The organism is Chitinophaga sp. 10T418 (genome assembly GCF_056394125.1).
This window is the reverse complement of the sequence record NZ_JBFTHG010000001.1, coordinates 381,891-403,975: the sequence shown is the minus strand read 5'-3', so window position 1 is coordinate 403,975 and position 22,085 is coordinate 381,891. Positions and strand designations below refer to the sequence as shown.

Genomic DNA, 22,085 nt, shown 5'->3' with positions numbered 1-22,085 from the left:
TAGTCATCTTTATCGAATTTGTCCGCTAAATATCGGACAGACAATGTCCCTCTTTCCTTTTCAGGCATCAATTTATACCTGTTCTTGTGTCCCAATACATTTGCTTACCCCAGAAGTTATCTTTCACCTGGCCCACAGTAGGTCCGCTATTTGCGCTATTCAATGTAGTTTCACTGTTGGGATAAGGCAGATGAAAGGATACACGTGTATGGCCCGGATAAGGAGATCCCTTTGCAGCAGGTAATACGGGGACATCTGTTCTCCTGGTTTCCGCCCACGCTTCATGACCATCTTTAAACAGCGCAATCCATTTCTGCAGATATATTTTCTTCACATCACCATCCCATTTTACGCCTGAATTGGTTTTATACGCTGCGTTGGTGATCTGGTTCTCTGCGAGAGAGGCGTCAATACCAGCCTCATAGGCCTGCTGAGCACTAACACCTGCGTTCCAGCCATTGGCTGCAGCTTCCGCCAGAATGAATTTCACTTCCGCTACACGCATGTACGGCGTAAACCCTTGCTTATTGTCTCTGAAACGGGCGCCGATCCTGGAATAAAGCGCAAGGGAAGGCAGTCTGTCATTATCTGGTATGCCTATTCCTACACCGCGGAACTGGCCATCGCTGGCAGGTTTGGCATAAACTGACAACCGCGGATCTTTCAACCGGCTGAGAATATTTACCAACGTGTCGCTTACAGCATGATCATCACGGCCATCATCCGATTTATTGGATGACCATGGTTCATTGTAAGGTTTACCTCCAGGCCAGGTCAGGAATGCATTATCACTGTTGTCTGTCATGATAGGGTACTTCACCGGATCCCCGGCAATTTCTTCAATATTGGATTTGGCCGTTACCGGATCCACCTTGCTTAAACGGATGGATACTCTTAACCGAACGGAATTGCAGAATTTACGCCATTTGGTTACATCGCCCGAAAACAGGAAATCTCCGTCACCCAGCACATCAGGACTGTTCTTCGCAAACAGATCATTAGCCGTTTTCAGATCCGCCAGTAATGACGCATAAATAGCTTTCTGGTCATCATATTTTGGCGTAATAACACCAGAATTACCTTTCAGTGCATCGGAGTAAGGTATGTTCCCCCAGCTATCTGTGGCTATTTGTGCCACATAGGCCTTAAAAGTAAGTGCTGCCGCCTGCACGTTCACTTTATTGTTGGTTACGGCATCATTAATGGTGATCTGAAGGTTATTTAAAACTCTGTAATGATATGTCCATAAATTCTCCATCACTACTCCCCTGTATACATTACGTGACTCATCTATATACTGGATCTTACCCAGATGGCCACCAAAACATTCGGGTTCATTCATATCTCCCCATAAATCATAAAGGAATTCTCCATAATAAGCAATCGAATATGCCAGCGTATTGTTGCCAGGCACCTTTTCCGGAGTATTTGGATTCTGATTTATTCTGTCAAAGCTTTTGGTGCAACTTCCGCCAGTTACCAAAATCAATGCGCCCGCCAGGATAAATTTCGAAAATCTTCTATTATACAGTTTCATAATAATAATTTTAGTTAAATCATCAATCCGCTTCACTACTATGTTAGAAATTCAGATTTAATTTCAGACCTATGCTCCTGTTTGAAGGAATCTGGTATTCTTCCACGCCGATTGACGTAAGGTCCGTTCCCAATCCGGTTTCCGGATCAATATGTGCTTTGTTGCTTTTATCAACATACAAGAGTGCTACGTTCTGCGCAAATACAGATACGCCCGCACTTTTCAACCATCCCCACCTGCTTATCAGATTGGCAGGAAGTGTATAGCCCAATTGGATAGTACGGAGTTTTATAAAAGTACCATCTATGATATCGAACCTCGTTCCGGAGGAAGCTCCGTCGTAAGAAATGTATTTAAAGGCCCTGTCGGCAGCCACCACCTTCGTATTGGGATTACCGTTTGCGTCTACTACTTTTCTGTCGGCCAACAGGTCTTTACCGAATATTACTCCTGTTTCACGGAGGGTACCATCAGCTGTAAAATCCATCGAACCAGTATTAGCACCGAACATCTGCGTTACGCTGAATATATCGCCACCCTTTCTCATATCGACCAGGAAGTTGAGTTTGAAATTGCGATAAGTAAATGCGTTATTGATTCCACCAAACCAATCGGGTGTGATGTTACCAATCACCTGATCCTTAGCGAACGTTGGCAATCCCTGAGCATTCACTACAACCGCACCTGATTTAGGATCGGTTACATAGTCGGCCCCCCTGATCACGCCATAAGATTCGCCAGGAACCGCTCCCACTGTAACAGCCCAGGCAGTGGACAGTTGGAACCAGTTCAGTGCCTGGCCAGTAGTAGGATCGGTGTACAGTTTATTCACCTTACTGGAATTCTTCGCCCAGTTAACAGTGATATCCCAATTGAATCCATTCTCCTTACGCAGGATACCCAGGTTCAATTGCAGCTCCACACCTTTGTTCTGGATCTCACCCGCATTGATGAAGTTGAAATCCGCTCCGGCGGCCGCGGAGATACCTACCGGCATGATCTGGTCTTTTGTTATCTTGTTATAATATGTGGCGTCCAGATTCAGCCTGTTATCCAGGAAGCGCAGCTCAGCACCAATTTCAGTACTTTTTGCTCTTTCCGGTTTCAGGTTCTTGGGAGCCAGGCTATAGGCTTCGTGATAAAGACTCACACCATGGAATGTACCAGATTCCGGTGCAAAACTCCTGATAAGCTGGTAAGGATCTGTTCCATTACCTACTTCTGCATAGCTTAAGCGGAGTTTACCAAAGGTAAAGACAGTCGACTTATTCAGGTTTAATGCATCGCTGAAAATCCAGCTCAAACTGGCTGAAGGATAGAAATAAGCTCTGTTGCTGGCGGGCAAGCTGGAGTTCCAGTCATTTCTACCAGTAAGATCCAGGTACAACCAGTTGCGGAATCCCAATGAAGCCTGTGCAAATACGCTATTGGAGCGGAGCTGTGAAATACGCATGGCATTAATCGTTCCCCCTTTTGCGTTACCAATCGTAAAAAAATCCGGTACAGTCAGATCGTTTGCGATAACTGAAGTACTCTTATATTTCGTATCACGGTAGTTTCCACCAGCGGTATAGGACAGGGAGAAATCATGACCCAGTTTTCCTCCACCAGTTGCTATCAGGTCCGCATTAAACTCATTCTGGTAAATACTCCAATCCGTAAACTGTCCACCCTGACCGGTTGTAAAATTAGCGGTGGTGAGAGAGCTTGTTGTCTGTTTCCTGTTTTCAGAATACCAATCGGTACCAATGCGTCCCATCAGGTTAAACCATTTGTGGAAATCATATGAAATACTCGCATAACCAATCACACGGTTTTTAGTACGTCCGTTCTGATTCTTATACATACTCAGATAAGGATTATCGTGGTAGTTCAAATTCCAGTTGTATGGAACGCCTCCGGCGGGATATTGGGGATTAGGAATAAACTTCGACCAATTATCTTTAAGGTCTTTCATGTCTACCTGGCGTCCGAACCAGCTACCTATTGACTGTAATGGGTTGAATTCGTTATATCCCTGTCCTACAATATTTTCGTTGAGCGTTTGTATGTAGTTGGCCATTGCTTCAACTTTCAACTTGTCGGTCAGGTTCTGTGAAGTATTCAGCATGGCAACATACCTTGTCTGGTCCGTATTGGGAATACTACCCATCTGACGCTGGTGGCCAAGTGAAAGCCTCGTGCTGCCCCTGTTGGTATTCGAAGTCATTGCCACACTGTTATTGAGCGTAAATCCAGTCGTGAAAAAATCTTTCACGTTGTCAGGATGTGAGACCCAGTCAGTAGGGGTTCTGTTACCACTGGCATCCAGTGGACTGTTGTACTGAGGCAATTTCAGTCCTATATCGAGCCTTGGTCCCCAGCTTTCATCTGCGCCATCATTTACTCCCCCTCCTGCTCCATCTACATAAGCAAATCCGTTCTGTAATGCCCAGTCCTGGTAAGACAGCGGGTTAGTCGGTGTTTGACTTTTGTACTGGTTGTACCAGTATTCACTGCTGGTAGATCCCTGTCCGTATTTATTCTGGTACCCTGGCAGGATGTATTGTTTTTCGAATGAAATCCCGCCAGTGTAGGATAACCCGATACCTTTGAAGGCAGATTTTCCGGACTTGGTAGTAATCAGGATCACACCGTTTCCTGCCCTGTAGCCATACAAAGCTGCAGCATTGGCGCCTTTCAGGATGGAAATAGAGGCTACGTTTTCCGGATCAATATCCTGGATACCATTGCCATAATCTACTGCGGTGGGTTGATCTGTAGAAGTGTTTCTTATGGTACCCGGCACTAACGTTGTGTTCGGGTTATTGATCGGAATACCATCCACTACGATCAGCGGTTGGTTGTTACCGAAAGAGTTGTAACCGCGTAACACGATGCTGGTACTGGACCCTACGGCACCACCGTTGTTAGTGATCTGTACCCCGGCTGCCCTGCCTGACAATGAATTTAAAATATTGTTTTCATTCGTTTGCGTAAGTTCGGCCCCTTTTACTTCCTGTACTGCATATCCCAGCGCTTTCTTCTCTCTCCTGATGCCCAATGCAGTTACCACCACCTCATTGATGGTTTTCTCCGTTTTCACCAGGCTGACATTCAGTGTACTGCCACTCACAGTAACCTCTCTCGTTTCGTAGCCCATGGCAGAAATAACCAGCACCTGGCCATTCGGAACTTCCAGTTTAAAGGCACCATTCAGGTCCGAAACGGTACCCTTTGAGTGTCCTTTAAATTGGATGGTAGCACCGGGCACACCGTCCCCGTTGGTTTCGGTGACTTTTCCTGTGATAAGTTTTGCTTGCCCGATGACAGATGCTATGCATAATAGCAGCAACATCGTTGTTAATAAGAATGGTTTTCTCATAAACGAATTGTTTTGTTTTAGGTTTAATTTGGATTGTCCAGAGCGGACATGGGAAGCGGAGCGCTATTACCAGCCAACGTTAACAGTTATTCGATTTTGATTGAATACCTGATGTGCGCTATGTCCTTCAGTATGGTTCGATCTGGTTGAATATCATGAATCCATATTTCTTTTAAAAAGTATCGGATACACTCAATTGATATGCCCGGCTGGGCAGCACCGTGGTACCTGTATGGATACCTTTTACCCCGATAGCGGCAAACCGAATCGGGGTACCATCACTAGTGCCTGTAACCTCCCGCTGTTGCGAGTAGGCCAGACTTACAATTGCCATAGGCATGGCAAAAAGGAATAAAACCTTTTTCATAGAAGATTCAAATTTTGGTTGAAAAAGAAATAAAAAATTGTGTCGTATAACTGCTTCACTATTGGGCAATAGCATGCCATTACGTCAAATATCATTTGACGTTTTCTCATGCACCCGGCGAAAGTGTAGACATAAATCTTCCGTACCGTACAAGCTTGTACGATCCATTATTGCGATAAACCATCCTATTCGCGCAACGGGCGGGAATACGGAATATAGTGCCGTGAATGACTACGGCATCGCAGCTATGTAAAAGGGGAAGTTCCTTTTTTCATAATCAGTTCAGATTTTGGTTGTATAAATTAAATACCGATTTCGTCTTGGCATCAAAACAACGCACCATCAAGGGTGACAACTGATTATTTATATCAGGGTGTTGGTAACCAGATATTATTACAGGACCATGGCTAATGAAATACACTAATTGTGTCTGGTTAATTCCGGGCTAAGGTAGCAGTTGCTGATTTTGTTGCTCATTGTAGTCAACCATAATAGAAACTAGTGCGTGTTTCCTGGCTATCACAAGCTGATCTTCCTGAAGAAAGTATTCACTTATTAAGCAAGTATGATTTAGATTTCGGTTGACATACACAAGATAGAAAAAAAAAGGATGCTGTACTACATCTACTTAACATTATTTTAACATCAAGCAAAGATAAGCGTATAATAAATTGATAATCAATATAATTGATTACATAAGTCTCAAAAAAAATCTTACCTGTTGATTAAATACTGCAGTTGAAATTGAAGCATGGTTTTCTTATCGCCCTTGATGATATCATTACCACTGCCTATTTGATCCGTCCCGGGATAAATAGTCTGATGAAAACGCCCCCAACCAGAAAGTCGTCGATTTACTTTCCATTTCACGTTCAGGTAATACTGCCATCCCAGGCCATAGAGCTGAGATACAGCGTTTTCATACAACACGCTGCTTTCGGCAGCATAAATTCGGGAATCGTAACTACTGGTTTGAAAACGGGATAATCTTCCACTAACGGTAAAGGGCATACGCTTAAAATGATATCCTGCTTCCAGGTAAATCATCCACCCCTGCTGTGCTCCCGCAGCCGATTGAGAGCTGCTGTATTCAAGTCTTGCTTTGGCACTCAGCTGTTTGTTCTTTTGCCAGTTCCATTGAAAGCGTAGGTGCGTAGCCGTTATCAACTCCGGTACTTTGAGTGGATTATCCGGCAGCAATGTATTCTCACTGGACTGCCGGTAGTTATACCGGAGCAGCAGTGTCATTTTCTTATTGGGCGTATAACTCCCCTGCACAAAAAAATCGTTACCCTCTGAAGGGGCATTAATACGGTACTTCAGCCAGGGGAAGCGAAAAAAATCCGCATAGGCATCCAGTTTATAACGGGCATTAATTTTAACCGTTACCGCCATGTACATACCATTTTCATTAGCGGTGCGATAACCATCGCCAAACCCTTTGGCAAACAGCGATTGGTAAGCTTTATCATAGTAACGGTACACCAGTGAAATATCCGCAGATGGCGCTACACTGGTGAGCAGGCCCTGTATAATCGCCAGTTTGCCATTATTACTTGCTGCCACCTCACCAAACAGGTGAACATTCTTCCAGCTCGCTGCATAGTCCACGCTGCCTGCCGACAGCTGACGACCATTAAAATCAAATTGATTGTATGGTGCAATGGCCTTTTGCAAAGCCGGAGAAAAACGATGACTGATCACATTTCCTCCCAGCTGCCAGCGGGGAGTGGTATATCGGATATTGCCTCCGGCACTACATAGTTGCACAAGACCTCGTTTGGCGATTTCTCCAACAGTACGATGATACCCGCTGCTGATCACACTTGCAGCGATCACCTCATCCATTAACGTATCTGTGCTCCCATCCTGCTTACGCCAGGATGCAAAAGCAGTTACTTCCCAATGTTGCTGCTGCAGCGTGATAGCAGCTCCTCTGAAAAAATAAAATTCCCCGGGAGAAGTATACGGCCGCAGCACTTCTCCTTCCCGCTTTACCTGCATTACTGACGCACCTTTTCCATAGGCCTGCGATTGCCAGTTCAGTAGCCCTTGCCCGAGATTAACGGTATAATCACCCAATGCCAATGCTTTTATTTTCCGGAAGTTCCTGATAAAAAGATGAGCGCTGTAAAAATCAAATCCCTGTTGTTGCCCTCCTTTAAAAAGTGCCTCACCGGCATCTTTCTCCATGACTACACCCCAGCTAACATAACGTGGAAAGCTATAACGATAACGCATAAACAATTTATCCGGACTTCCCCTGTAGGCAGGCAGTGTGCTATCGGTATGCAGGTATCCTTTCGCTTTTTCCAGTGGCCGCGCATAACGTAACAGGAACGTATGATCGCCCTTATGCAGGTAATCACGTAATGTATAATGCGGCGACAGATCGTTACCTACCATTACATAAGGCAGGATACGCCGGATCACTTCCGGCTCAAAGCCAGGCACTGCCTGCAGTTCATAGATACTCAACAAGTCGCCCAACAATAAGCGGTATTGCAAAAAGTTACTGATCTGCAAAGGTGTTAACAATCCAATAGACTGCAGTGTCGCTTCATCCGCCGTATTTAGCTGAATTTTATGCCTGCCCAGTGCATTCAGCTGCTGCCATTGCGCATCATCTTCCGATACACTTTCCGTCCCTGCGGCTTCTTTTTCCAGGTTATTTTCCATCACTACCGGCATCGTTTCTTCCTGTTGACGGGCGCTCGTTTCTCTGCACAGGCATAGCAGTAACCCACAACAAATTATTCTGTAGCAGGTGGTGTGGAGGGTTGCCATATCAGAGAGGTTGAAGGAGTGATACCTAACTGCGGATGAAATCCGGCTGCAATATCTATGCGTAGTGAACGCAGATAAAATATGACGGCTGCATTGTTATAGGCCGGACTTGACGCCATACCAATTTCCAATGCAAACGCACGCACGATCCGGTAATGCGCGGCCGCTTTCACACTGGTAACTGCGCCCATACTAACCACGCCGGCCGTTAATAAAAAATCAGGGGATGCCTCAAAACCGGCCCCCCCACTATACATTACCGGGTCATTGGCCGACTTACGTATTTGCAACCCTGCATGCAGCTTTTCACTGCAATGCCACAGTATGCCTCCATCAAAGCTAAACGAACTGGCCGTACCCGCTCCCTGTGCAGCAGTCGTTTCGTAATTAAACTGTACCCCTATCCCTACCTTAGGACCCAGGCTACGGCCATATGCACCACTAAGCTGTTGCTGATGCCAGGCACTGTTGCCTAAGCGGGCAATACTACCACCAAATGCACCTGCAGGTACCGGAATAGCGATCATCGCCGCATACAAAGAAGCTGCTTTCAACAGGAATCTGTTTTCTGAATAAATACCGCCACTAAATTCCGGCAAACAGGATAAACCGGCAGGATTAGTCCACGCAGCAATTACATTCTGAAAATGACGGCTGTAGCTGCCAATGCTGGTATTTTTTCCTATAGGCATCAGCAAGGGTTGCGCCGACAACAACGATATCCACCACGTGGATACAAGGGTCAACATAAACTGTTTCATCCGGGAGTTGGGTTTAACAATAAAAATCCGCCTGATAGCAACGGTAGTTTGGGTCAACAAAATGCTATCATCAGCAACAAATGTAGGAACCGTTTTATGGGTAACTGTTAATGAAATATAAACACACGAACTTTTGTCTTGGTTCAGGATGATACTGATGTTGATGATTTTACCTGACGGTATAAAAAAGCTTAGCGGCAACCGATAAGAACTTTTCTTACCTGCCGCCGCTAAGCTTTTATATCTTCCGAAATCAAAAAAATAAAATCACCAACATCAGTATCATCCTGAACCAGGACAAACTCAGCGCTGATTAAAATAATCCGTACAACTGTGAATCAATCTTAGAGATAATTTCCCCCAGATCTTCATCGCTTTCCGGGAATTTATTTTTATCGATATCTATAATCAGCAATGGACCTTCTTTATATTTCTCGATCCAGTTGTTATAATATTCGTTCAGGCGTTTCAGATAGTCCAAACGGATATTCTCTTCATATTCTCTTCCCCTCTTCTGAATCTGTGCTACCAGGGTAGGTACAGATGCCTGCAGATAGATCAGCAGGTCTGGTGGTTTCACCATGCTCTTCAGCGTTTCAAAAAAGTTGAAATAATTATCGAAATCGCGTTTGGTCATCAGGCCCATCTCATACAGGTTAGGCGCGAAAATGTGCGCATCTTCGTAGATGGTGCGATCCTGGATCACCGTTTCTTTTCCGTTCTGCACTTCCAGCAGTTGTTTTAATCTGCCGTTCAGAAAATATACCTGCAGGTTAAAAGACCAGCGGGGCATGTCTTCATAAAAATCATTCAAATATGGATTGTGCTCTACATCCTCATACTGCGGGTGCCACTTGTAATGTCTGCACAGCATTTCTGTGAGTGTAGTTTTACCGGCACCGATATTCCCGGCGATAGCGATATGCTTAATCTTATTCTGTTTTGCCATGCGATGATAGGTGTAATATTGAAAATAGCTACAGTTCGCGACTTTTTCAATAATAATTTATACCAATAAGTTTTTTCGCCTGTTGCAAAGTTTGTGCCGCATTCGCTCTTGCCTTCTCTGCACCGGCTTTCATAATCTTCTTCAGATAATCCGTATCCCGCTGTAATTCTTTCGCTCTTTCACGGATAGGGGAAATAAATTTCACCATATCCTCTCCCAACTGTTTCTTCATATCGCCAAAACGGATATTACCATTGGTACTCCATGCTTCTTCGTAAAAAGATACGGCATCCGGCGTAGTGGTCACCAGTTTCATCAGATCCAGCAGGTTTTGTACTGATTCGGGAATTGGCGCACCTGGTACACCTGAACCACTGTCAGTTTTGGCCTTCATGATCTTCTTGATGATCTTTTCATCTTCATCTGCCAGGTACAATGTAGCCATTTCATTTTCACTCTTACTCATCTTGCCTTCTCCATCCAGGCTTGGGATACGCACCAGGGTATCACCATAGTTGAATGCTTCCGGTTCCGGGAACAGATCTCCATACCGGTGATTAAAGCGCTGCGCAAAGTTGCGGGCCATCTCCAGGTGTTGTCCCTGATCTTTACCCACTGGCACTTTTACTGCACGCTGAATTAATATATCCACACTCATGAGCACAGGGTAAGTCAGCAGCCCTGCATTCACGTTCTGTGGCTGCAACCGCACCTTATCTTTGAAAGTAGGCACCTTTTCCAGCTCACCCACGTAGGCCAGCATATTCATCAGCAGGTACAGTTCTGAAATTTCAGGAATATCGCTCTGCACGTACAGGGATACCTTTTCAGGATCCAGTCCGGATGCAATATTCTCGGCCAGTACCCGCATTACATTGCCCGGCAGATCCTTAGGATCCGGGTGAGTAGTCAGCGAATGCCAGTCTGCCACAAAAAAGTAGCAGTTAAAATCTTCCTGCATCCGGATATAATTACGGATTGCGCCAAAATAATTGCCTAAATGCAAATAACCGGTGGGGCGTATGCCGCTTACCACAATTTCTTTTTCAGTAGCCATAACAGGGCGCAATTTAATCAAAAAGCGGAAAGCTTAAAGCAGAAAGCAAAAAGCTATTTAAGCAGATGCCCATCCGCCCTGTTTATCGGCCACCATAGCTTTCTGCTTTAAGCTTTCCGCTTTTTCTGGCCGTTTATCCCTAATTTTGGGACACTATCATATTTACCATTTATATTTCATTATCTTTTGATTTAATTTGATTATGGAAGTGAACGACGCACTGGTGCAACAACTGGCGGATCTGGCCAGACTGGAATTTAACGACCAGGAAAAGGTGGAGATACGCGGAGAACTGCAACGGATGATCACCTTCGTGGAGAAGCTCAACGAACTGGACACGACTAATGTGAAACCATTACTTCATCTTACAGATGATTATAATGTTTTCCGTGAAGACAGGGTTATTCCAGGTATTACACGTGAAGAAGCCCTGCAGAACGCACCATCAGCTACCGAGGAATACTTTAAAGTGCCGAAAATTATAAAGAAATAACCCACATGCAAAAGTCCGTCATCCACCTGGAAGATATCAGGAAAAGCTATTTTCTCGGAAAAAATGAACTCCCGGTACTCAAAGGTGTAACACTAGACATTTTTAAAAATGAATATGTAGCACTGATGGGGCCCTCCGGATCCGGTAAATCTACCCTGATGAATATCCTGGGATGCCTGGATACACCTACCGCCGGTAGATATATCCTCAGCGGACACGATGTGAGCAAAATGGAAGACAACGACCTCGCCACCGTACGTGGTAAGGAAATAGGCTTCGTTTTTCAGCAGTTTAACCTGATGCCAAGGCTAACCGCCCTGGAAAATGTGGCCATCCCACTGATCTACGCCGGTATCAACAAAAAAGAAAGAACAGAAAGAGCCATCACCATGCTGGAAAAAGTAGGATTGGGCGACCGCTACAAACATAAGCCCAACGAACTTTCCGGTGGACAGTGCCAACGTGTGGCCATTGCCCGCGCCCTGGTAAATAATCCATCACTGATCCTGGCAGATGAACCTACCGGTAACCTGGACTCCAAAACATCCGTGGAAATCATGGAGATCTTTGGCGCCATACATGCCTCCGGTAATACGGTGGTACTGGTAACCCATGAAGAAGATATTGCCGATCATGCCAGACGCGTGATCCGCTTACGCGATGGCGTCATTGAATCCGACCGGGTGAATCAGAAAGTCGCAGTACATTAAAGAATTACGAATTATAAATTACGAATTACGGAGTTGTAGGTAGATAATAGCGGATCATCTTCGCTAAAGATCTACTCACAACTCCGTAATTCGTAATTCCTAATTCGTAATTTGCACTAAATACTATCCATGTCATTCAAGATATACACTAAAACAGGCGACAAGGGAAAAACATCCCTCATCGGCGGCACTAAAGTACCCAAGAGCGATGTGCGCATTGAGGCCTACGGCACCGTTGATGAACTTAATTCCTACATTGGTCTCGTCAATGATTATATCGCAGATCCGGATACCAAACTATTGCTCCGGGAAGTACAGGACCGTCTTTTCACCATCGGTGCGGCACTGGCCTGCGATCCTGATAAAGAAACCAAATTAAAAATACCGGACCTCCATGAGGCAGACATCGAACTGCTGGAGAAAAGCATCGATCAGATGAATGAAGAACTCCCTGTCATGAAATCATTCATTTTGCCGGGAGGCCATGTAGCGGTATCTACCTGTCACGTTGCCCGCTGCGTCTGCCGGCGTACAGAAAGACTTTGCGTAGGTATGCAGGAACACGATATGTTCATCGAACCACTGGTACTCAAATATATTAACCGTCTGAGCGATTACCTTTTTGTACTCGCACGCTGGGTAGGACACAAGCTGGGCGTGGATGAAATTCCATGGAAACCCCGGGTATAGAAATTTTCTTAAATTCGCTTCATGTTTACAGGAATCATAGAAACACTAGCAGAAGTAGTATCTACCAGGAAGGACGGTGGTAACCTGGTAATAACGATACAAACGCCACTCGCAGGCGAATTAAAAATAGACCAGAGTGTGGCACATAATGGCGTATGTCTTACTGTTACCAATATCCAGGGAGATACTTACGAAACCGTTGCCGTAGCAGAAACCCTGCAAAAAACGAATCTCGGTCAGCTTACCCCCACTCAGTTCGTGAACCTGGAAAGAGCCATGGTATTCAACGGCCGCATAGATGGCCACCTGGTACAGGGGCACGTAGACAGCGTAGGCGAATGTATTTCCTGCCAGGAACAGGATGGAAGCTGGCTATACCGTTTTCGCTATCCTCGTGAATTTGCCGCCCTCATCGTGGAAAAAGGAAGCATTTGCCTCAATGGGATCAGTCTTACTGTATTTGATGTAACCAATGATGAGTTTTCAGTAGCCATCATTCCATACACCTACGAACATACCAACGTATCTAAAATAAAACCCGGCGTGCTGATCAACCTGGAATTTGATATTCTTGGTAAATATGTAGCCAGACAATTAGCGGTAAGAAACTAACCATCGTTAGCTTTCCTCACCATCATTTTACTAAAAGCTGACAGCTGAATGCTAAGATACCTTCTCTGCTGCTCCCTGCTTTTTATCACCCTGTTGGCAAATGCCCAACAACCCAGCGTGGTAAGGATAAAGGGCAGTTACGATGCGACTGCGGTAACGGAGCTCTATAACAGCGCTCCTATTGGCATACAGCTGTTCTACAGCGACAGCTCCACCCAGCTCACCACCGGCTACGGCAAAGGCAATTACCGGTGGAACAAATTAAATATCAGCAGCAGCAATGGAACCATCCGGAATGGAGTACTTTACTTCGACAGAGCGCAGCTTATAAATGATCATTATCGTATTACCCTTACCGTTAATAGCGGCACTGGCGACCCCTTAAAAACAACGATCACCCTGCCATATATTACAGGTATCCGTTTTAATCATTATGCCGACAGCATTAAACGGGATATCCGTTTTTACCTGAATGTAGAAGGAAAATTCAACAGCGGGAAAGTATTTCCATTAGATACCACCACCATCAGATTTGCTGCCTCTACCGGGAAAATTATAGGGCAGGACTTATTGCTGGATAAAAATGATTCCTCGAAAACAGTCACCGTAGAAGCATGGTATAAACCAAATGACCGCATGTACCTGCGGTCTGTTATCCCCGTAAAACAGGCGCCTGACAATGATTCCCTATTGATAAAAAATTCTCCCGAAGGGAACAAAAGGAAAAGAAGACAATAACTATATCAGCATTCGCGATTTCAACTCCAGGTATTTATTTACCACATTCAGCGTCAATTGTTCCGGAGGACTTAACAGCGACATGATACCATATTTCGCCAGCTCCTTTACAATCAGTTTCTTATCATACGCAAACTTTTGCGCAATAGTTTGTTTGTAAATACCCTCTATATCATAAGCAGGTTGCTCCGTGATTTTCTTTAATTCTGTATTCTCGAAAAATACCACCAGCACCAGGTGATAACGGGCCAGCCGGCGCAGAAAAGGTAGCTGCCGCTGCAAACTCGACATGGACTCAAAGTTGGTGTATACCATCAGCAGAGAACGGGTAGATACACTACTGCGTAACTGTACACTCAATGCTTCATAATCACTTTCCTGCCAATGTGTTTCCTGCGCATATAACATTTCCAGGATCTTATTCACCTGTATTTTTTTGTTGCTGGCAGGAAGTACTTCTGTTTTATTTTCAGTGAATGTTACCAGCCCTGCTTTATCACCTTTATTGATGGCCACATTACTGAATACCAGCGAAGCGTTGATGGCGTAATCTAACAACGACAATCCATTAAAAGGCATCTTCATGGTACGCCCCTTGTCTATGATAGAATATACCTGTTGTGATCTTTCCTCCACATAATTATTCACCATCAGGTTGCCCGTACGGGCAGATGCCTTCCAGTTTAACATCCGCACATCATCGCCCTTGGTATAAGGCTTAATATGATCAAACTCCATGCTATGCCCAATGATGCGGCGTTTATGCACACCTAACTCATTCAGCCGGTTCATATAGGAATACAATTCGAAATGACGCAACTGATGAAAGCTCGGATAAACACTTACTTCCTGTTCATTATTAAATACAAACCGGCGACTGATAATACCTAATGCACTCTTAATAAATACATTACTATAGCCGAATTGATAAACACCTCTTTCCAGTGGACGCAGTACATATCTGAACACATGCGCTGCACCACCACCAACTTTTGCACGCAATGAGAAATCACGTTCCTGGAACTGAAAAGGTAATTCTTCAATTACATTTACAAAAACAGGAAAAGGATACCTGTTATGAAAATCAAGCAACACTTCGTTTTCATCTCCATTACTGAAACGATTGCTGGTTTTACGTTCCAGCGATATGATGCCCGAAGGGCGCAGCAACAGTAATACCATATCCAGCAACAGGATTCCTACCAGTACAATAAAAGCGATGATCGCAATATTGTAGAGACGCGGAATAAAAAATGCAGTGATAAACAACAGCACATTTATGCCTAACAGCAAATAAAGCCGGTTAGTAAAAAAAAGTATCTGGTATAAATTATTCTTTACAGTTGCTGACATATTCTCTTAGCATTTAATCATTAGCTTCCAGCCATTAATCGTTAGTTTTAGCTAAACAGCTAATAGCTAACTGCCAATGGCTAACTGCTATCTCGGTACTTCCACCATCTTAATAATCTGCGCAATAACATCATCTGTTTTAATACCTTCCATTTCCTTTTCAGGCGTAAGAATAATACGATGACGTAACACATGCGGTATCATTTCCACCACATCATCAGGAATCACAAAATCCCTGTTCTTCATAGCAGCAGTAGCTTTTGCACAATTCATAACGGCAATGGATGCACGTGGTGACGCGCCCAGATAGAGCGATGAGTTCATACGTGTTTCATTGATAATAGCCGCGATGTAATGGAACAGCTTATCATCTACCACTACCTGTCTTACCTGGTTCTGGTATTCAATGATCTGTGTAGTAGTCACTACTTTGCTGATCATCTTTGTCAGATCTGTTTCCCCGCTGAAATGGTGAATACTGCGCAGCACCGCTACCTCTTCCTGCAAATCAGGATACTTCACTTCTATCTTAAACAGAAAGCGATCCAGCTGAGCTTCCGGCAGCCGGTAAGTCCCTTCCTGTTCAATCGGATTCTGCGTGGCAATCACCATAAACGGGCGATCCAGCGACCAGGTAGTTCCATCGTTGGTAATCTGCCTTTCTTCCATTACTTCAAACAAGGCAGACTGTGTTTTGGCAGGGGCGCGGTTTATTTCATCAATCAATACCAGGTTGCTGAAAATAGGCCCTTTCTTATATTCAAATTCCCTTGTTTGAGGATTAAATACGGAAGTACCCAACACATCGGCCGGCATCAGGTCCGGTGTAAACTGTATACGGCTGAAATCCGCATCCACGCACTGTGCCAGTAGCTTAGCCGTCAGTGTTTTAGCTACACCAGGAACGCCTTCGATCAGCACATGTCCCTGTGTAAGTAAACCTGCAATCAGCAAATCCACCATCTGATGCTGCCCTACAATTACTTTTGCTATTTGCTCCCTGATCGCTTCCACACCTTCATGCAAAGCAGAAAAATCAGTCCTGGGTTGAAATGTATTGGTGTCCATTATTTATTTCGTGTTTAAATAAAATAGTTGAATGCGTTTATAAAATTCCTTCAGGTAATCATCACTTATATTTCCTTCCAACTGCACATGATGCATCATCTGCAATAACGTTCTGATATCCGCTTCAGATATGGTAGATTTCCGCGACAACGCCGCTACAAATTCTTCATTCAGTATATTGGTATTTAGATAATAACGGGTACGGATATATTCCAGCAGATGAAGGATCATTTTATGCGCCAGATTAAAGTTGTTATGCTGCTGATAATACAACTGCCCTATCGCATCCACAAACTCAACAGAGGTGTTATTAAATACCGGTTTATCAGGAATAATCCGTTGTCTGCGTTTGCTTTCAAACAATACATACAATAGCAGCAATGCTACACCCAGCCACAATGCCCAGCGCATAGCCGGATAGCGCATTAATACCTGCCACTCACTGAAATCGCCCGCCTGTGCACTATGCTGACCACTATAAAAATCGTCCCAGTATACATTGCCGGCTGAATTTTGCAAATAAGCAATCTGCGTTTCCAGTGCGGCCACATTATGTTTGTGCAGTAAAAAATAATTAGTGAAAGTATACGGATTCAGCAAAAGATAAATATACCCACGGCTGTAGGCAATACGAATAAAATTAGGTTTATTTTTATAGTTATAGCCCAGCGTTGTTGTTGTAGTACTGTCTGTACCAGAGAAATAATTACCGCTGATCATCCCTTCATAAGAAAAGCCGGTATCTACAGGCACCGCGGCATCCTCGTAACGCTGTACCACACCTGCTTTCTGATGCTGCAGGTTATCACTTTCCACCACCTTAAAATTCAGTTGCTTGGCTAAATAGGGATCCGGGGTATTCACTGCAATAAACAGTTCATTGCCAGGTGATACATATTCCAGCATAGCATCTACATCTTTTTCAGTTGTAAACAGTTCATTGGCCACCAGTATATAGGTGTTGCCGCTATACTTCAGCTCCGTTTCTTTTTCGTAGGTGCGTGCAAAAGGTTTAGTTACCACCTGTATGGAATGTTTGAAAAACAGTTCTGGCAGCATCTTAAAAGCGGCGTAAGCGCCGCCGGCTTTCTTATCCTTACTGGAAAAAGAAGACCGGGACATATCAGTGGATTGCTCTTCCGGGTTAGTGGAAAAATTACCTCCAACGATCATCAGTACTATGAATAACAGTACAACCGATCCTATGATGATATAAATGGATTTAGTCTTCACGAAGCTTTTCCTATTGCGTTATTAAAATCCCTGAACTCCTGGTTAATATTCCTGAAATTATCTTCACTCACCTCAAATCCACCATACCAGATATATTCATAGTCCAACGTCAGTGCGGCAAACTTTTTATAGTAGGGGGAGCTGCGCATACTACGCAGGTAATCATTATTTGTTTTTTCGCGGCCCGCCACAATCATTTGCCGGCCAGCCAGCTGAAACAGGGTATACAGATACCACCAGCGTATGGCCTGTCTTGTATCTCCGGCCGCAATAGCTGTTTTTATTTTCTCCTCATATTCCTCTCCACTTTGTAGTTCTTCTTCCTGTATCTCCGTCAGGCCATCTATTAGTTTCGCCTTACGGAAGATGGTCATGCCATTAACTTTCATATAGCGGTACAACAGAAATCCTAATCCTGCCAGCAACAAAATCATGAGTATAAAGCGGATAGCACTGATAGAATTAAACATCGCAGTCAGAAATCTTTCCAGCCATGGCAAGCGTTTTGGAGGCTCTTTTTTTATATCATAGTACTGTAGCTTCTTATTTTCTTTCAGCACTTTTACCAGAGAATCTGAGATGTAACGCATCTCATGATAAGCAGTTTCGTCTGCGTATTCTTCGGTATCGGCATCAACATCCGCGCCTGCCGCTGTCGGTACACTATCGGTCTCCTGGGTAATAGCAGTTTCCGGCGTTACCGTGCTGTCGTATTGTGCTATACTTTTTAAAGGGAGACAAAGCAACAGCAGCAAACCTATTTTTAGCCCCAAATATTTCTTCATGTTACTGCTTTGAAAGGGTAAATGGGATGAAGACTTTCCCTTCCGCATTTAAACGATATCCTTTTCTATGCAGGTAAATGGGATAAAAAATGAAATAGCCCAGTATAAAACTCAGCGATGACAACAAGATAAAAAGACTTAACACCAGCGGCATTCCAGTATGCCGGGTTACAAAGCTCTCCAGGAATGCTGCTACTATAAATACAGGTACTAAAGTTACCATGATCTTAATTCCATCTTTGGCGCCTTTGCGCAGGGAGGCTAACCGTGTGCGCGTGCCGGGAAAAAGAATGCTTTTGCCCAATATAATACCTGCGCAGGCTGCAATAACGATACTGGATATTTCCAAAGTACCATGTATCCAGATGACCAGGATTGATTTCCAGCCCAGACCATGTGTAAAAAACAAGTATTGAAAAACACCCAGCATCACCCCATTCCGTATGAGCAGATACAGGGAGCCGACACCCAGGAAAATACCGCCTACATAGCAATAGAAAGATACCTGTATGTTGTTGATCGCGATGCGGAAAAACATACCTAACGGATCGCCGTCTTTATATACGCCGAAGGGATCTTTATTGGCAATATTACGTTCGGTCATATTTACATACTCATCTCCGAGTACACCCCGCACAAAAGTTTCATCATGCGCAGATGAAAAGGCACCAATAATACAGAAGAGCAGGAAAAAACATAACGTAAATAATAACAGGCGGTGATACCTGCGAAACAGCAGTGGTAATTCGTATTTAAAAAACAGCTGAAAACGACCTACATCTTCTTTACGATTCTGATAAATACGATGGTAAATGCCCGCTGCCAGGCCGTTTATATAACGGGTTACCTTACTGAAGCTATAAAAAGTTTTAGCGTAAGACAGATCATCTAATACTGACACAAATCTTTCCGCCATTTCATCAGGGTCATCTGTGGGCTCCTCCTGGTATTGCTTCCATCGGGACAAATTTTTTTTGATAAACAGCGATTCTCTCATATTGAGTTCTTCTTTCCCTTTTAAATACAGATATTACCTACAGTAATGGGTTACTAATGGGGGAATACCGGCAAACATACTAAATCGTTTAACAATATATAAACAAATATGTAAATTTGACTATGGCAGATATAAAAATACCAACTTCTTTCAATATAGATCTCGAATTTGAATCGGCAGATATCGTGAAGCGTTTTTTAGCATGGCTGATTGATTTTGCCATACGCGCCTGCTATATCCTGTTGGCTTATTCAGTGCTCACCTCTTTCCGGCTGGAGATGGATGCTCATTTGGTGATTTACATACTCCTGGTTTTTATACCCATCATGTTTTATTTCCCTATTACAGAAATCAGTATGAATGGGTCTACACCCGGGAAAAAAATATTACATATACAGGTGGTGAGTATGACGGGAAATGCGCCCAGTATTAGTCAGCACCTGATAAGATGGATATTCCGGATCATTGAAACACCGTTGTATTTCATGGCTCTTTTACCGGTACTGATACCACTGATAACGATTGTGCGCACACCGTATAATCAACGTTTAGGCGATTTAATAGCCGGCACCATTGTGATCAGTACCAAACGAAAAGGCAGTATAGAAGAAACCATCTTCCGGGATCTTTCCAATAGCGATTATAAACCTCAGTTTCCGCAGATCATGAAATTATCCGACAGGGATATGAATAAAGTAAAGGAACTGCTGGATCGTGCGCTGATGGCGAAGGATGACGAGCTGGCCGCCAGGGTGGCATACCGGGTAAAAGATGTGTTGCACATTGAATCTGACCTGCCACATACTTACTTCCTGGAAACGGTACTCAACGACTATAATTATTACACCACCAGGAATAATTAAAAAAGGCGGCCATCAACGGGCCGCCTTTTTTTTATCTGGATAGCTGCATCAGATAGATTTACCTATCGAATTCAGATCATCGTTTACGTGATTAAAACGGGTTGGATCACCAGCCGGGCCTTTGTACACAATAGTACGGTCAAATGCCAGGATAGGATAAAATACAATACCCAGGAGAACCAGTCCTACCGTAAAGCCTTCAGTTTTTCCAAAGCTTTTGCTGAGCAGGTTAGTTATCCAGATACCCCAGATCGCACCAATGTATGGAATACACATCAGGAGCATCCACCACCATGGCTTGCCAACAATGACAGTAAGGATGTAGAGGTTGTAAATAGGAATGATAGCTTTCCAGCCTTCCTGACCTGCTTTCTCAAATATTTTCCAGAGACTGATGAAAATGATGGCAATGAGAATTAGGGCGAAGACAAGAAATACGCCGCTAAATAGCACTGCGAAGGCACTGCCGCCTTCATAGGTGGTTGTTTGCATAAAATAGGTTTAAGTTGTTTTGAAGTTTCAAGTTTAACAATCTTTCTTTGGGGGATAACCCTGTTTACCAAATATATATATTTTCCCGCTATATACATACTCCTAACATTATTAACATTAAAAGAATGCGTATAAATACGGTTCAAAAAATAATTTCAACTTTTTTCTGTCTAATATTTGGAGATTCAACACATTATATTACCTTTGCAACCGGCAAGTCTTATACGACCAGCTCCTACTGAACTCCCCCAGGACAGGAATGTAGCAAGGGTAGGTGGTTGTAGCGGTGCGATATAAGTAACTTGCCTTTTTTTTCTTTTTTTATTGTCATTAGTTGCTTGTCAATAGTATCTGGTTGCTATTTTCTCCACCTCTTTCACTAATGACAGCACCTTCCACAAACGGTTCATTTCCTGACAACTAATTTATATAGTATGAAATTCTTTATTGATACAGCTAATCTGGCGCAAATACAGGAAGCTCACGATCTCGGCGTTCTCGATGGTGTAACCACCAATCCATCTCTGATGGCTAAAGAAGGTATTAAAGGCGAAGCTGCTATTATCAAGCATTACGAAGACATCTGCGAAATCGTAGACGGTGATGTAAGTGCTGAAGTGCTCTCCACAGATTTCAAATCTATTATTGAAGAAGGTAAGAAACTGGCTGCTATTCACCCGAATATCGTGGTGAAAGTTCCAATGATAAAAGACGGTGTGAAAGCCATCAAATGGTTTACTGATAACGGTATCAGAACAAACTGTACCCTGGTATTTTCTGCAGGTCAGGCTATCCTTGCTGCTAAAGCAGGTGCAGCTTATGTATCTCCGTTCATTGGTCGTATTGACGATACCAACTGGGATGGTGTAGAACTGATCGCACAAATTGCACAGATCTACAGCTTACAGGGTTTCAAAACAGAAATTCTCGCAGCTTCTATCCGTAGCGCACTCCACATTGTGAAATGTGCAGAAGTAGGTGCTGACGTATGTACCTGCCCGTTAGATTCTATCCTGGGTCTGCTGAAGCACCCGTTAACGGATATCGGTCTGGCGAAGTTCCTGGAAGATGCCAAGAAAATGTAATCTCACAATATTTTTTTAGATGGTGTATCCCCGGTGCAGTAATTGCGCCGGGGATTTTTTTTGCCCTCACCCCTGGTTATATTTTGCTGTCTGGAAGATGATAGTGTTTTGTTGGATAATTTATTTTAAATTCAAAGATAATAT

General features: G+C 43.8%; 20 protein-coding genes and 1 other RNA gene. 8 read left to right on the top strand and 13 right to left on the bottom strand.

Going from position 1 to position 22,085, the window contains the following annotated elements; translation table 11 throughout:
* Positions 1-67: 67 nt before the first annotated feature.
* From AC1DCV_RS01670 to trpS, 7 genes are all read right to left on the bottom strand, one after another.
* Positions 68-1,537, bottom strand: coding sequence for a SusD/RagB family nutrient-binding outer membrane lipoprotein (locus AC1DCV_RS01670; RefSeq protein WP_477021550.1), 1,470 nt, complete (start codon positions 1,535-1,537; stop codon positions 68-70).
* Positions 1,538-1,580: 43 nt separating this feature from the next.
* Positions 1,581-4,901: a SusC/RagA family TonB-linked outer membrane protein gene (locus AC1DCV_RS01665; RefSeq protein WP_477021549.1), complete on the bottom strand. Its 3,321-nt coding sequence runs from the start codon at positions 4,899-4,901 to the stop codon at positions 1,581-1,583.
* Positions 4,902-5,073: 172 nt separating this feature from the next.
* Complete coding sequence (locus tag AC1DCV_RS01660; protein ID WP_477021548.1) at positions 5,074-5,268, bottom strand: hypothetical protein; 195 nt, start codon at positions 5,266-5,268, stop codon at positions 5,074-5,076.
* A 714-nt stretch (positions 5,269-5,982) separates the two neighbouring features.
* Entirely contained in the window at positions 5,983-8,055 is a 2,073-nt protein-coding gene (locus AC1DCV_RS01655; protein ID WP_477021547.1) for a ComEA family DNA-binding protein, read from the bottom strand.
* Positions 8,022-8,816 (bottom strand): hypothetical protein, encoded by a 795-nt coding sequence (locus tag AC1DCV_RS01650; protein WP_477021546.1) that lies wholly within the window; start codon positions 8,814-8,816, stop codon positions 8,022-8,024. Before AC1DCV_RS01650 ends, AC1DCV_RS01655 begins: the two co-directional genes overlap by 34 nt.
* Positions 8,817-9,129: 313 nt before the next feature.
* Positions 9,130-9,765, bottom strand: coding sequence for a deoxynucleoside kinase (locus AC1DCV_RS01645; protein ID WP_133808723.1), 636 nt, complete (start codon positions 9,763-9,765; stop codon positions 9,130-9,132).
* 46 nt (positions 9,766-9,811) lie between these two features.
* Positions 9,812-10,822, bottom strand: a complete 1,011-nt coding sequence (trpS, locus tag AC1DCV_RS01640; RefSeq protein WP_477021545.1) for a tryptophan--tRNA ligase — start codon at positions 10,820-10,822, stop codon at positions 9,812-9,814.
* 202 nt (positions 10,823-11,024) lie between these two features.
* Here trpS and gatC point away from each other — a divergent pair, with 202 nt between their 5' ends.
* The 5 genes from gatC (at position 11,025) to AC1DCV_RS01615 (ending at position 14,065) form a co-directional block, all read left to right on the top strand.
* A complete protein-coding gene (gatC, locus tag AC1DCV_RS01635; protein WP_133808721.1) occupies positions 11,025-11,315 on the top strand; it encodes an Asp-tRNA(Asn)/Glu-tRNA(Gln) amidotransferase subunit GatC in 291 nt (96 codons plus the stop codon).
* 5 nt (positions 11,316-11,320) lie between these two features.
* Complete coding sequence (locus AC1DCV_RS01630) at positions 11,321-12,025, top strand: ABC transporter ATP-binding protein (protein ID WP_477021544.1); 705 nt, start codon at positions 11,321-11,323, stop codon at positions 12,023-12,025.
* Positions 12,026-12,154: 129 nt separating this feature from the next.
* Positions 12,155-12,715: a cob(I)yrinic acid a,c-diamide adenosyltransferase gene (locus tag AC1DCV_RS01625; protein WP_477021543.1), complete on the top strand. Its 561-nt coding sequence runs from the start codon at positions 12,155-12,157 to the stop codon at positions 12,713-12,715.
* A gap of 21 nt (positions 12,716-12,736) precedes the next feature.
* Positions 12,737-13,327, top strand: a complete 591-nt coding sequence (locus AC1DCV_RS01620) for a riboflavin synthase (protein WP_477021542.1) — start codon at positions 12,737-12,739, stop codon at positions 13,325-13,327.
* Positions 13,328-13,375: 48 nt separating this feature from the next.
* Positions 13,376-14,065 (top strand): hypothetical protein, encoded by a 690-nt coding sequence (locus tag AC1DCV_RS01615; RefSeq protein WP_477021541.1) that lies wholly within the window; start codon positions 13,376-13,378, stop codon positions 14,063-14,065.
* Here AC1DCV_RS01615 and AC1DCV_RS01610 read toward each other — a convergent pair whose 3' ends face one another.
* The 5 genes from AC1DCV_RS01610 to AC1DCV_RS01590 form a co-directional block, all read right to left on the bottom strand.
* Positions 14,066-15,418 carry a DUF58 domain-containing protein gene (locus tag AC1DCV_RS01610; RefSeq protein WP_477021540.1) on the bottom strand — a complete coding sequence of 451 codons (1,353 nt, stop codon included), beginning with the start codon at positions 15,416-15,418 and terminating at the stop codon, positions 14,066-14,068.
* Positions 15,419-15,505: 87 nt separating this feature from the next.
* Entirely contained in the window at positions 15,506-16,486 is a 981-nt protein-coding gene (locus AC1DCV_RS01605; protein WP_477021539.1) for an AAA family ATPase, read from the bottom strand.
* Positions 16,487-16,489: 3 nt separating this feature from the next.
* Positions 16,490-17,719, bottom strand: coding sequence for a DUF4350 domain-containing protein (locus AC1DCV_RS01600; protein WP_477021538.1), 1,230 nt, complete (start codon positions 17,717-17,719; stop codon positions 16,490-16,492).
* Entirely contained in the window at positions 17,716-18,504 is a 789-nt protein-coding gene (locus tag AC1DCV_RS01595) for a hypothetical protein (protein ID WP_477021537.1), read from the bottom strand. The genes AC1DCV_RS01600 and AC1DCV_RS01595 overlap by 4 nt, the downstream gene beginning before the upstream one ends.
* A 1-nt stretch (position 18,505) precedes the next feature.
* Positions 18,506-19,471: a stage II sporulation protein M gene (locus AC1DCV_RS01590; RefSeq protein ID WP_477021536.1), complete on the bottom strand. Its 966-nt coding sequence runs from the start codon at positions 19,469-19,471 to the stop codon at positions 18,506-18,508.
* A 152-nt stretch (positions 19,472-19,623) separates the two neighbouring features.
* On the opposite strand from AC1DCV_RS01590, the gene AC1DCV_RS01585 reads away from it, so the two are divergent.
* Positions 19,624-20,364, top strand: a complete 741-nt coding sequence (locus tag AC1DCV_RS01585) for an RDD family protein (protein ID WP_477021535.1) — start codon at positions 19,624-19,626, stop codon at positions 20,362-20,364.
* Between the two features lie 48 nt (positions 20,365-20,412).
* Here AC1DCV_RS01585 and AC1DCV_RS01580 read toward each other — a convergent pair whose 3' ends face one another.
* A complete protein-coding gene (locus tag AC1DCV_RS01580) occupies positions 20,413-20,856 on the bottom strand; it encodes a DUF5684 domain-containing protein (protein ID WP_477021534.1) in 444 nt (147 codons plus the stop codon).
* Positions 20,857-21,067: 211 nt separating this feature from the next.
* On the opposite strand from AC1DCV_RS01580, the gene ffs reads away from it, so the two are divergent.
* Positions 21,068-21,167: signal recognition particle sRNA small type (gene ffs, locus AC1DCV_RS01575), an RNA gene on the top strand.
* A 123-nt stretch (positions 21,168-21,290) separates the two neighbouring features.
* Complete coding sequence (fsa, locus tag AC1DCV_RS01570; RefSeq protein WP_441572556.1) at positions 21,291-21,941, top strand: fructose-6-phosphate aldolase; 651 nt, start codon at positions 21,291-21,293, stop codon at positions 21,939-21,941.
* Positions 21,942-22,085 lie beyond the last annotated feature (144 nt).